Annotated in this window: 15 protein-coding genes; 4 read left to right on the forward strand and 11 right to left on the reverse strand. The window is 39.1% G+C overall.

The window, feature by feature from the left end; genetic code table 11:
* Position 1: 1 nt before the first annotated feature.
* The 5 genes from FLL46_RS10815 to FLL46_RS10835 are packed head-to-tail and all read right to left on the reverse strand — an operon-like array spanning position 2 to position 2,594.
* Positions 2-562, reverse strand: a complete 561-nt coding sequence (locus tag FLL46_RS10815; protein ID WP_142893524.1) for a COG4648 family protein — start codon at positions 560-562, stop codon at positions 2-4.
* On the reverse strand, positions 562-810 hold the full coding sequence (locus FLL46_RS10820) for an acyl carrier protein (protein ID WP_142893525.1): 249 nt from the start codon (positions 808-810) through the stop codon (positions 562-564). The genes FLL46_RS10815 and FLL46_RS10820 overlap by 1 nt, the downstream gene beginning before the upstream one ends.
* Complete coding sequence (locus FLL46_RS10825; protein WP_142893526.1) at positions 810-1,073, reverse strand: phosphopantetheine-binding protein; 264 nt, start codon at positions 1,071-1,073, stop codon at positions 810-812. Before FLL46_RS10825 ends, FLL46_RS10820 begins: the two co-directional genes overlap by 1 nt.
* The gene (locus FLL46_RS10830) at positions 1,066-1,848 is read right to left on the reverse strand and encodes a lysophospholipid acyltransferase family protein (protein ID WP_142893527.1); all 783 of its coding nucleotides are present in this window, start codon (positions 1,846-1,848) and stop codon (positions 1,066-1,068) included. The genes FLL46_RS10825 and FLL46_RS10830 overlap by 8 nt, the downstream gene beginning before the upstream one ends.
* Complete coding sequence (locus tag FLL46_RS10835) at positions 1,848-2,594, reverse strand: beta-ketoacyl synthase chain length factor (RefSeq protein WP_142893528.1); 747 nt, start codon at positions 2,592-2,594, stop codon at positions 1,848-1,850. The genes FLL46_RS10830 and FLL46_RS10835 overlap by 1 nt, the downstream gene beginning before the upstream one ends.
* Before the next feature lie 216 nt (positions 2,595-2,810).
* Between FLL46_RS10835 and FLL46_RS10840 the strand changes: the two genes are divergently transcribed.
* From FLL46_RS10840 to phaR, 3 genes are all read left to right on the forward strand, one after another.
* On the forward strand, positions 2,811-3,203 hold the full coding sequence (locus FLL46_RS10840) for a hypothetical protein (RefSeq protein WP_142893529.1): 393 nt from the start codon (positions 2,811-2,813) through the stop codon (positions 3,201-3,203).
* 225 nt (positions 3,204-3,428) lie between these two features.
* A complete protein-coding gene (gene acs / locus FLL46_RS10845) occupies positions 3,429-5,357 on the forward strand; it encodes an acetate--CoA ligase (RefSeq protein WP_142893530.1) in 1,929 nt (642 codons plus the stop codon).
* Positions 5,358-5,639: 282 nt separating this feature from the next.
* On the forward strand, positions 5,640-6,107 hold the full coding sequence (phaR, locus tag FLL46_RS10850) for a polyhydroxyalkanoate synthesis repressor PhaR (RefSeq protein WP_142893531.1): 468 nt from the start codon (positions 5,640-5,642) through the stop codon (positions 6,105-6,107).
* A gap of 179 nt (positions 6,108-6,286) precedes the next feature.
* Here phaR and FLL46_RS10855 read toward each other — a convergent pair whose 3' ends face one another.
* The 4 genes from FLL46_RS10855 to FLL46_RS10870 form a co-directional block, all read right to left on the reverse strand.
* Positions 6,287-7,033: a DedA family protein gene (locus FLL46_RS10855; RefSeq protein ID WP_142893532.1), complete on the reverse strand. Its 747-nt coding sequence runs from the start codon at positions 7,031-7,033 to the stop codon at positions 6,287-6,289.
* Between the two features lie 141 nt (positions 7,034-7,174).
* Positions 7,175-8,350, reverse strand: coding sequence for a DUF3667 domain-containing protein (locus tag FLL46_RS10860; protein WP_142893533.1), 1,176 nt, complete (start codon positions 8,348-8,350; stop codon positions 7,175-7,177).
* Positions 8,351-8,694: 344 nt separating this feature from the next.
* The gene (locus FLL46_RS10865) at positions 8,695-9,111 is read right to left on the reverse strand and encodes a helix-turn-helix domain-containing protein (RefSeq protein ID WP_142893534.1); all 417 of its coding nucleotides are present in this window, start codon (positions 9,109-9,111) and stop codon (positions 8,695-8,697) included.
* Between the two features lie 15 nt (positions 9,112-9,126).
* Positions 9,127-9,390, reverse strand: a complete 264-nt coding sequence (locus FLL46_RS10870; RefSeq protein ID WP_142893535.1) for a type II toxin-antitoxin system HigB family toxin — start codon at positions 9,388-9,390, stop codon at positions 9,127-9,129.
* Between the two features lie 337 nt (positions 9,391-9,727).
* Here FLL46_RS10870 and FLL46_RS10875 point away from each other — a divergent pair, with 337 nt between their 5' ends.
* The gene (locus tag FLL46_RS10875; protein WP_142893536.1) at positions 9,728-10,489 is read left to right on the forward strand and encodes a prolipoprotein diacylglyceryl transferase; all 762 of its coding nucleotides are present in this window, start codon (positions 9,728-9,730) and stop codon (positions 10,487-10,489) included.
* 27 nt (positions 10,490-10,516) lie between these two features.
* Here FLL46_RS10875 and rplQ read toward each other — a convergent pair whose 3' ends face one another.
* Both rplQ and FLL46_RS10885 read right to left on the reverse strand, forming a co-directional pair.
* Entirely contained in the window at positions 10,517-10,915 is a 399-nt protein-coding gene (gene rplQ, locus FLL46_RS10880) for a 50S ribosomal protein L17 (protein WP_142893537.1), read from the reverse strand.
* A gap of 168 nt (positions 10,916-11,083) precedes the next feature.
* Positions 11,084-12,070 (reverse strand): DNA-directed RNA polymerase subunit alpha, encoded by a 987-nt coding sequence (locus tag FLL46_RS10885; protein ID WP_142893538.1) that lies wholly within the window; start codon positions 12,068-12,070, stop codon positions 11,084-11,086.
* Positions 12,071-12,085: the final 15 nt, after the last annotated feature.

Genomic DNA, 12,085 nt, shown 5'->3' on the forward strand with positions numbered 1-12,085 from the left:
TTTACTTAACTAAGAATAGCTTCCGATATATGAATTCTCCGCCAAATATACAACCCATAATCAAATACGAAATTAAACCATTATATAAGGTCCAAAACTCAATACTTGAAAAAAAAGTAGTAAATAGTGAGAAGAGTCCATTTAGTAGAAAAAATACGCACCATATTTGCGTAACTAAGCGAGTATACTCAATTGCCTCTTGCGGCAATTCAGGTTCACTCAGTCTGGCAATTCGCTCTATGGCTGAGGGCGGATTTTTCAGGCTATACCCAAAAGCGACAAGAAACGAAAAACTAACGATAGTAGGATAAAGTTTCAAGCCTTGAACAGAATTGCTAATTACTGTAATTACAACGAGCGTAATCCCGAGAAAAGTAACAATAATTAGCGTATTGCTCTCAGCATTACTTCTCATTTTTTTTCTTGAAAAATATCTTAATACTAAAATAGCCGCAAGAATGATAGCCATGAACTTAGGCTCAAAATGATTGAGCCCAAAATATATAACCAAGGGATATAATACTACCAATATGGCTGCAAAAGCAGTCGCGGCAATTTTCATTAGCTATTAATTAATTGGTCTACTGCATCAACAACGTCATTCACTGTTCTTACAGACTTAAAAGTTTCAGGTTGTATCTTTTTGCCTGTTATTTCCTGCAATTTAATGACTAAGTCAACAGTGTCAATACTATCAAGATCGAGCTCTTGGTAAAGATTTGCTTCCAAGGTTATTTCTTCTTTTTCAATTTCAAACTCTTCAACCAAAATGCTTGTTAGCTGTTCGAGTATTTCTTTCTTATCTTTCATTAAGCTATTTCTCTCTGCTCTTTAACAAACGCGGCCAGACTAGCCACGGAATAAAAATGTTTTTTCGACTCTTCTGAACTTGCTTCTAATTTAATGTTATATTTTTTCTTCAAAGCTAATCCTAATTCCAAAGCATCGATTGAGTCTAAACCTAATCCCTCACCAAACAACGCTTCTTCGGACTCAATGTCCTCGACGGAAATGTCTTCCAATTCCAGTGATTCAATAATCAGGGATTTTATTTCAACTTCTAACTCATGCATAATTTTTGTTTTCCTCAACAAAATAGTCTTGAATAAAGGATGTCATACGCCTGGCACTAACCGATAAGCTTTGTTCTGAGCTCACAAAATTATCAACCTCTACCGGTTTACCCACCCTAACTGAAAAATCGGCTTTTTTATAAGGGATACTATACCATGGCTCATTTTTAGTAAGCGTTGACGGATGGCAGTGAATAACAACTGGCACTAGATCAACACTGCATCTGATAGCGATGTTACTCGCACCACGCTGGAACTTAAGCGGTTGTGTAGGTTTAGTGCGAGTTCCTTCCGGAAAGATAATCAGTGAATACCCCGACTGCAACGATTTGCTACAAGCGCTAAATAAACGCTCTGGATCTTCGGTGTTCTTAATATAACCGGCAGCTTTGACAACTCCCTTTAAGAAAAAATTATCCCACAAACCTTTTTTAACAATACAATCTGCTTGTGGCAATATCGCAATTAAAACAACCACGTCGATTAGCGAAGGATGATTGGCAATAATTAGCTTTCCATGAAATTTGGTTAACTCTTGCTCCGCTTTTTCGATGTCGAAGTGAAACATTCCAAAGTTGGACATCATCGTGATAAAAAAGCGAAAACTCTTATGGATAATATGCCTGGCGAGTTTGGTTCTCTTTTGTTTATTTTTGCAAAATATATTGAGTGATGGGAACACAACTAACGTTAACAGCAGCCCACCAACTCCGAAAGCAAAAAAACTAAACGCAGTCGCTATCAACCGCCAGACATAGTTTATAGAACTAAACATTACCGTCCCCAAACCCATTGTCGAGACTGACCATCTACGACAGAGTTTTCAGCACCCGATAAATAGTGTTTTAGAAAGCTCTCTCCTAAATCACGCTCTTCATCACTGCCAGTTGCTCTTTCTTTCATAGACATGCTTACATTAGTATTAGCGCCAGATAGCACATTCTCGTTCCAAGACAATAGTAACGCAATACATATCGACTCCTTCGGGCCAAACTTAAATTCAGAATACTTATCGGGTAATGGTTCATCATGATAGACAAATAGCACTTTGCTATCAGGAAAACGAGACATAAGAACGCAAGATTCTAGCAACCCATAGCCAAATGTATCTACACCACCAGCTACGGTAGTAGCCGGTTGCTTATTCTGAGTAAGAATTGAGAACAAACCAAGCGAAGTATTATGTACCGAAAGACTAAAGTCAGTAGGTGATATATCCTCTTGATTTGCAATTGATTCTAATATTTTAACCGTTCGAGTTAACTCTCCATGCCGGGAAGCAAATACACATTTTGGATGTGATTGGCTTTCGCTTAAACAGTTAATCCCGGTTGTAACAGCCATTTTGCTTAAGCTGCTCATCCGACGGCGCTTCATCGCTGGTATTTGAGAGAAATCAGGTGGTATAGACGAAGTTGAAAAGCTATTTCCGCAAGCCCAGTCTATCCAATCCGATCGCAGCCTTTTCGACGAGGACCACGCGGACCACGATTCTATGGAAAAATTGATTTTTTTACTCATTTTGCCGACTTCTTGCAGAAAACGCGCAATTTTCACACAATTAGTAGACTATTACAATAGATTTGAGTTGTCTAACAAGCGCTATGGACCATTATTGTTGCAGCTAAAAACAACAGGTAAGTAGTCAATTTATGCTTAATAAATAGTACTTTACATTGAAAAAAAGCTCCAATATGATCCAATCAACTAGAAAGATTAAACAAAAAGGAAATTAGTATGCGAAAAGTTTCATATTTTGGCTTGTTTTTACTGACCATGACGCTTCTGGGATGTAAAAAAACAATGCTAGTTCAAGATTACCCAGGGCAACAAATTCCGCATTATGCACAGGAAAAATCAACTGTCGAAAGTGTAGAAAAAGCCATCATGAGAGCGGCCATATCTTTGGGTTGGAAGACCGAAGTGATCGAAAAAGGAAAAATCCTGGCGACTTTGAATATAAGAAAGCACCAGTTAGTGGTTGATATTACCCATGATGATAAATCCTACTCAATTAAATATAAAGACTCTGTCAATTTGAAGTATGATGGCAAGAAAATCCATCGGCAATATGGCAACTGGGTCAAAAACCTGATTAATTCTATTAACGCATTTTCTGTTTCTGATTAATTCCCAGGTCGTCTTCAAAATCAATTAAACACTCGACCTAAGATTGGCTGCCCAGAGCATTAATGGGTAGCCCATTTCTTTCTAGTTTTTTCAATTCGACTACAAAGTCATTTTCATCTTTTCAAATAACCTGTTTTCCGTATTTAAATGAGATAATCTCTAATTGGACAGGATGTCGAATATTATTTAAAGTAAATAATAATATTTTCGAAAAGGAACTTATAAATGAGTCAGGTACATCTCCACCCAACAAAAGATAATTTCGTTGAAAAATCCTTAGTCGACAATCCAAAATACCAAGCAATGTATCAGGCATCAATTACCGACCCTGATAGATTCTGGGCGGAGCAAGCTGAAAAGTTTATAAGCTGGTATAAACCCTGGGATACAGTTAGTGAAGTTGATTATCATCAGGCGAGTATCAAATGGTTTGAAGGCGCAGAACTTAATGTGAGCTATAATTGCATTGACCGACACCTTCCTGAAAAAGCCAATCAAACCGCAATTATATTTGAAGGCGATGAACCGGGTAACTCTCGGCATATCACCTATCAGGAGCTACATGATGAGGTTTGTCGATTTGCCAATATTCTGAAACAACGGGGAGTCAAAAAAGGTGATCGCGTATGTATTTACATGCCGATGATTCCCGAAGTCGGTTACGCCATGTTGGCTTGTGCACGTATCGGTGCCGTTCACTCGGTTGTGTTTGGCGGCTTCTCACCGGAATCTCTCAAAACCAGAATACTCGACTCTGATTGCAAAGTGGTGATTACTGCTGACGAAGGAGTCAGAGGCGGCAAGAAAATACCTTTGAAGAAAAACACCGACGAAGCTATCGCCGGTTGTCCTAATGTTCATACAGTATTAGTGATTAAACATACCAATAATGCGACAGATTGGAATAGTGACATTGATGTTGACTACAAACAGCTTCATCAATCCGCTTCAACTGAATGTGCACCTGAAATCATGCAAGCAGAGGATCCTCTTTTTATCCTTTACACCTCCGGTTCCACAGGGCAGCCCAAAGGCGTTTTACACACATCTGGCGGATATATTCTCTATGCAGCCATCACTCACAAATATGTTTTTGATTATCAAGAAGGCGATATCTATTGGTGCACTGCTGATGCAGGATGGATAACCGGCCACTCCTATATTTTCTATGGGCCTCTGGCCAACGGCGCGACAACACTGGTGTTTGAAGGTGTACCTAACTATCCGAGTGCATCCAGATTTTGGGAAGTAGTAGATGAGCATAAGGTTTCCATTTTTTACACAGCGCCAACAGCCATCAGGGCGCTGATGGCTTTGGGCAACGAACCTGTAGATCTAACTTCCCGAAAAAGTTTAAGGCTACTCGGTACCGTTGGTGAGCCAATCAACCCCGAAGCTTGGGAATGGTATTACAAAGTTGTCGGCGGCGAAAATTGCCCAATAGTTGATACCTGGTGGCAAACAGAAACAGGTGGTATTTTAATTACTCCACTGCCCGGCGCTCACGCATTAAAACCGGGCTCAGCGAGTAAACCTTTTTTCGGCGTTAAGCCAATGTTGTTAGATAACGACGGTCATCCTCTTGAGGGTGAAGCAGCAGGAAGTCTGGTGATGGCTCAAAGCTGGCCAGGTCAAATGAGAACTGTTTATGGCGATCATAAACGATTCTTTGATACCTACTTTTCTCAATTTCCTGGTTACTATTTTACTGGCGATGGTGCCAGAAGAGACGCCGATGGCTATATCTGGATAACAGGCCGTATGGACGACGTACTCAATGTGTCAGGTCATCGGTTGGGAACCGCAGAAATAGAAAGCGCGTTAGTTCTTCACCCTAAAGTGGCAGAGGCCGCTGTAGTTGGATTTCCTCATGAAATAAAAGGAGAAGGCATTTACGCTTATGTGACTTTAATGATTGGTGTTGAGCAAACAGACTCTCTCAAACAGGAGCTGACTCAATTTGTCGCAAAAGAAATTGGGCCTATTGCCAAGCCGGAAGTCATTCAATGGGCGCCCGGACTTCCCAAAACGCGTTCAGGTAAAATTATGCGAAGAATTTTACGGAAGATAGCAGCCAATGAGTTTGACAACTTAGGCGACACTTCGACATTAGCCGATCCTTCAGTGGTCGAACACTTAACAAAAAACAGGTAACTTAGCCTTTCTTTTTTTATTTGATAATCGATAAATAATTAACCTAAAAAGCGGTATGTTTTTTGATATACCGCTTTTTGCTACTTTGCTCATCTCTAATTCAATAAAAATTCCAAGTTTAACCATTTGAAGCGGAGTTTTTGTTGTCATGCAGCATCAGTTCGGGTTACACTCAAAAGGCTGAAAAATCAAATAATAAGAATTCCTAAGCACAGGTAACAAGTTGTCAGCTATAAATAATCAACTAGTGCAATAACTCATAAAAACAACAGGATCAAAACTATGTCTGAAATGAGAGTTATTAAGAAATACCCCAACCGACGTTTATACGATACCCAAATCAGTAGCTACATAACTCTTAATGACATAAAAGATCTAGTCATGTCCTACACTGACTTCAAAGTCGTTGATGCCAAAACCAACGAAGATTTGACCCGCTGCACCTTGATGCAAATTATTGCAGAGGAAGAAACCAACGGTCATCCAATAATGACGTCTGAAATTTTAAAAGAATTTGTTCGTTTTTATGGTGACTCAATGCAAGCAATGATGAGCCGCTTTCTTGAGCACAGCATCAAATTGTTTATGGAGCGGCGTGCCGGGCTTAAAAGCCCGCTAAATACAATTCTCGGAGCCAACCCAGTTTCTCTTATGCAGAATATTGCTGAACAAAATATGGATTCATGGAAAGCTAAATCAACAACGGTAGAAGAAAAGGAATCTTCGACAACACAAGCAAGTCATTACTAAAAAGACGAGCCGATCACCGCCGTTACAAAAAGCAATTTGCTTGCAGATAAGAATTGAGCAAACTAATTTCTGAACGGCATGTCTTCATATTTGATTAGAGTAACGTTTATTTCGCTAAAAGCTTATATTAAGCTGAATATCGACTAGTGCATTAATCCACACTATCTCCCATCTGTTCATTATAACTTATCGAGCACAATTGAAAGAATGTCGGTAAACAAATTCCAATAGGGGCTGCGAACAAAAATCAATAAAGATACTAAAGCGATACACCACCAGAGTGCAGGCTTAAGGACAGAGGCCAACGTGTCATCATTATTGTATCTTTCTCGCCAATAGGATTTACTTGCTTTAATCGCGAAACCAAGAGTCCCCACAATGATAACTAATATGAAGATCAGCTCGTAACCCTGACTTTTGTCTAGTGAAAAGGCAGCGCCAACTAAAATGCCCGGAATTAAATATAATGGCGCCCAAATAATCCCAGAAATAAGATTTACCCAAAAAAAGGTCACTTTGTTCATTTCTGAAATGCCGGCGATTAATGGAACAACCGCTCTTGTTGGCCCAAAGAAACGGCCAATAAACACACCACCGACACCGTGCTTTTCGAAAAAGACTCGACTTTTTTCGATAATCTTTTGGTGCTTAGCGACAAATGACCAGCTGAGTATTTTTTCATGATAATGGTATCCAGCATAAAAACTAATATACTCGCCAATGACTGCGCCGAGATAAGCGGCAAACACTACGGGATAGAATGAGAGTGCATCGGCACCTATCATGGTCCCAATACCGACCAATAAAATCCACCCTGGGATCAATAGTCCGACAATCGCCATTGACTCTAAAAATGCGACTGAAAATATGATGACGCCAGCCCAGTGGGCATTTTGCTCAACAAAACTTAGAATATTCTCTATCATAATAAGTTAATAATATTTCGTGATTAGCGTAACAATCACGAACTCTTCCCTCAAAATAAGAAATCAAACTAGTAAGTAGCTGATATTCGTCGCTTAAGCCATGTAACAAAATTTTTGGTTAATTTTGTCGAATTGTAGTGATTAGGCAAAATAAGCACTCACCAAAATAGTGGTAATAAACCCGACTGTAATCAGAAGGATGTAAATAGTCCCTAACACACCACTTTTCAGCAGAGTTAAAGGCCATCCTTGACGATAAACTTTTTTCATCGCCAATAAAATATATATTAGAATCCAAAAACCTAAAACCATGGCAATAAAAGCCGACAGCGATGCAATGCTTTCTAATAGCCAGTGCGAACTATTCTTAAATTGCTCTTCAACTAACCATAAGCTCATCTGCAACATTATCGCCACATAAATAAAGCAGTGATTATGAATAAGAAAAATTAGATGCTCTACGTAGAATCGCTTTGAAAACAGATAAAATACCTTTAACACGACAGCAAAAATAGGCAATAAAATAAACATCATATAAGGGAGAAGCTCGTAGATCTCTTTGATTAAAGGAGAGGGATCTTTTTTCCAGCTTTCCCATTTCAAAGTGACGTTGTCTGCAAAATCCTTGAGAAAGCCATCTTGTTTAAATTCTTCCCCCTGAAAGGAAATATTTTCCCCGTTTATTTGAATTCCGAAGTTTTCACTTTCTTTTTTTATATTATCCTTCGCAGGTGTTTTATCAGTAACCTTCCCTTCAGTTTCATCACTATTTTTCTTGTTCGCTACAAACTGATTTTCTGGTGGGCTTATTGGGTCACTACCCGGAATTACTGTCTCTTCTGGTAATTCTATATTTTTAATTGATTCACTCACTTCCTCGATGACTTCCGCTTCCTTTTCGCTAGTTTTTATAACAGTAGAAGGATCTGTGTTAAATTTTAAAAATAGAATGAAAAGGAGACTGGTAAATAAATAAAGCCTTAAGGGCAACACATAAAAAAATCGCTTACCATAAATGTAATCAATGGTAATTTTTCCTGGCTTAAATATAAGAGGCGCAATTGTATGTTTAAGTCGAGAGTCAAATCCAATAACATCAACTGTTAGTTCTCGCACTAATTCACCAAAGAATTTAATCATGCTGCGAGACGACTGACCACATTCGTGGCAGAAGCGACCCGCAAGCCGGGTGCCGCAATTAGAACAAACTTGATCTTCACCAGTCTCTGAGTCCGGCGAGTCTACTAAGGACTTCGATAGTTCCTTATTTGGTTGAATCGAACTCACTATTAATTGTTCCGAATCTGTGTCAGACAAAAAATGCTCCTACAACGGACAGAATTAGCTGAATAACAGTTGCTTAAATTGAAACTGCGAAACCGAAGATAATAGCATAATCAATATTTTTATCTAACTCGGGCGCTTTTTGATGTTTCAAGCGATTAAGAGAGTTTAAAACAAGTGGGAAATTCGAATTGACATATTGGAGCCACAGTTATTTCTTTAACTAGCAATGACGGATTTACTTTTAAATGGCATTCCTACATCAGCGCGGATAAATGAATCAAATCTTATTCATTCGGGAACTGAATACCCAAACTGAGCTTATTCTGTTTTCGTAGAATAGTTGTGACTACCCTTCAATCTGAAACGAAACAAATTTAATCGTCAATAAAAACATTTGGAGAGACATTAAACTTTTTTGACAATTCACGAACATGGCGAATAGTTAATGAACGCTTTCCGCTTAAAACTTCTGACACCACGCCCTGGCTCCCTATTTCCTTGAGTTCAGATTGCTTAATTCCATGTAACTTGATCAAATACTTTAAAGCTAACAAAGCGCCGCCAGCAATTTGCTGGTGTTCAGGCATAAAATTTCGCTCATATTCTTGCGCCGCGGTAGCCATCGCTTTAATTAAACCTGACAAAGGGCTATTCCCTCTGTTCTCCACTAGTTCAATTGCATCTCTTAGATTCGTCAGCAATACTTCATAATCATCGGGAGTTTTAGGAGTGTCTACAACTGGAGCAACCATATTCCAATGTTGTACAGCTTTTTCTAAGGCTTCTTGCATTTTATCGTTCCCTCATTAGTGATTTCCGGGCTTGATGTCTTCAATAAAGGCAACCTGAGATTCGAAATTAATCAAAGTGTGCACTAATAGCGTTGTTTCAGGTATTGGAAATTTATATTGATAATTAAATCCGCGCATATCGCCAAAAGTCGCTCTTAGCGCTTTCTCCGAGAAAAAATCACCATGCCGTAATATCTGATACCAGCCATACAAGTGCCTGTGAGCAGCAGGATATTTGATTTGGGCTTCTTTAAGCCTGTTTATGGCAACAACTTTCAACTTCAACCTCCATGTTATTTTAGATCTGTATTTGGCACATTGGTAAGTATTCTGGTATTGAATAAGGCTATTGTTATCTGAGAGCCCAATTTTTATAATAATAAAGAATATAAAAATAGCCTATTAATATTCATATTTCAAATAAATAAGTCTCAAAACTGGAAGTTAATTATACCCATTCGCAATTACAGAAGCATTACTTAAAGCTCATAACCAATAACGACAGTAAACTGTAATATCTAACTGGATCAAGCAGATAACTCACTAACGGGTAGTTATAGTTTACAAGCGGGTGGTGTCGTTCTACACTCTGATGCTTTAGCCATATTAAAAGCAAATGTATCCGTATTTATATCAATCTAATACTCTGACTATCGGTACCTACGGTGTGATGTTAGCGCTAGCCTATCTGATAGGCCGCCATATGTATATTGTGCGTATCAATGAAGTTTCAAAGCGTCCGATCAATACCGAAATACTGATTATTTCTCTGCTTATTTTTGGCGTGATCGGCGCAAAATTAATGTTCATGGTTAAAAATCCCCACGAAGCTGACTTTTCTGATTGGAGTTCTCTATTATCTGGAAGCGGTTTTTCCAGCCAGGGTGCGATTGTCGCAGCAATCCTGGTAACAGTATTATTTTCACAATTAAGCAAAATTAAGTTAAGTCTTCTTCTGGATGCAGCAGCTCCTGCCGCTGCTTTCGCATATGCGATAGCCAGAATAGGATGTTTTCTAGCAGGAGATGATTGCTACGGCGTTAAATCAGAACTTCCCTGGGCAATGAGCTTTCCTCACGGCGTTGCCGCAACTAATGACAAAGTTCACCCGGTTCCGCTTTACGAAGCTTTGTACTCATTAGTCATTTGGTACTCGCTGAAGAAATATCAGCTAAAAAAACCTAAACCTTATTTCGTCTTTTTTACTTTGCTATTAACCTGGGGGGTATGTCGCTTTCTGGTTGAATTTATTAGCACTAACCCAGTAAAAGTACTAGGAATGTCTGGTTCGCAATTCGGTGCTTTACTAATGCTCCTGTCTGCATGCACATTCTTTGCTGTTAGTTACTTTCAAACGGGCAAAAAAAAGCCGGGATAAATCCCGGCTCAAAAATTCGTTTAATACTTATTCTTCAGTTTCTTCAACTTCTTCAACTTCTTCGATAATTGGGCGGTCAACTAACTCCACGTACGCGACCGGCGCTTTATCACCAGCTCTAAAGCCAGCTTTAACTATTCGAAGGTATCCTCCAGGACGCTCCTGATAACGAGGACCTAGCTCATCGAACAATTTGCCGACAGCAGCTTTGCTTCTTGTACGAGAAAAAGCTAAACGGCGATTAGCAACTGAATCTTCTTTAGCTAAAGTAATTAGTGGCTCAACCACTCGGCGAAGTTCTTTCGCTTTAGCAACTGTAGTTTTAATCAGTTCATGTTCGATTAAAGAAACTGACATATTACGAAACATAGCCTGACGATGGCTAGAATTTCGATTTAATTGACGACCACTTTGACGATGACGCATTTTAAATTACCTTTTTTACTTACCAGCCTGCATTAGTACTGATATTCTTTGGTTTATGTTATTAACAAATAGATTTTTTGAGCAAACCTATCTGTGTTACTACTTAAACAATAAAACCCTACTCAATCTGAATAGGGTTTTACCGAATACTTCTTAAAAGATTAGTGCTTAGGCTTCGTCAAGAATACTTGATGGTGGCCAATTCTCCAGGCGCATGCCCAGTGACAAACCACGAGAAGCTAAAACATCTTTAATCTCTGTTAGCGACTTTTTACCCAAATTAGGTGTTTTAAGCAGCTCAACTTCCGTACGTTGGATAAGATCACCAATGTAGTGGATATTTTCAGTCTTAAGACAGTTAGCACTTCTAACCGTTAACTCAAGATCGTCAACCGGACGAAGAAGAATTGGATCAACTTCTGGCTCTTCTTTTTCTGGTTCACTTTGTTTTTCATCTTTCAAATCAACAAAAGCAGCTAATTGTTGCTGAAGAATAGTTGCACATCGGCGTATTGCTTCTTCAGGCTCAATTGTTCCATTTGTTTCCAAATCAATGACTAGCTTGTCAAGATTGGTGCGCTGTTCTACACGAGCGGAATCAACAACATAAGATACTCGGCGAACAGGGCTAAATGAAGCATCAAGCTGAAGACGTCCAATGCTCATGTCATCTTCATCACTACCTTTACGAAGTGCTGCTGGCTCATACCCACGACCCTTCTTGATATAAAGCCGCATATTTAATGCACCTTTCTTAGTCAAAGTCGCGATATGGTGGTCAGAATTGATTATCTCTACACCAGCTTGCTCTTCGATATCTGCAGCGGTAACAGCGCCTTCGCCTTTCTTTTGAAGAACAAGAGTCGCTTCGTCTCTATCTTCTAATCGAATTGCCAAACCTTTAAGGTTTAGCAATATATCGATTACATCCTCTTGAACACTTTCAATCGTTGTGTATTCGTGAAGCACTCCGTCAATTTCAACTTCGACTACCGCACAACCAGGCATTGATGAAAGTAAAATTCTACGAAGTGAGTTACCTAAAGTATGACCAAATCCTCTTTCAAAAGGCTCTAATACGACTTTAGCTTTTCTCTCACCAAGATTTTCCACTTTGATCTGACGCGGAGTCAGAAGCTCAGTGACATTGCCCATAAATAATCCTCTTCA

Origin of the sequence: Aliikangiella coralliicola (genome assembly GCF_007004725.1) — a bacterium.
Classification (GTDB): domain Bacteria; phylum Pseudomonadota; class Gammaproteobacteria; order Enterobacterales; family Kangiellaceae; genus Aliikangiella; species Aliikangiella coralliicola.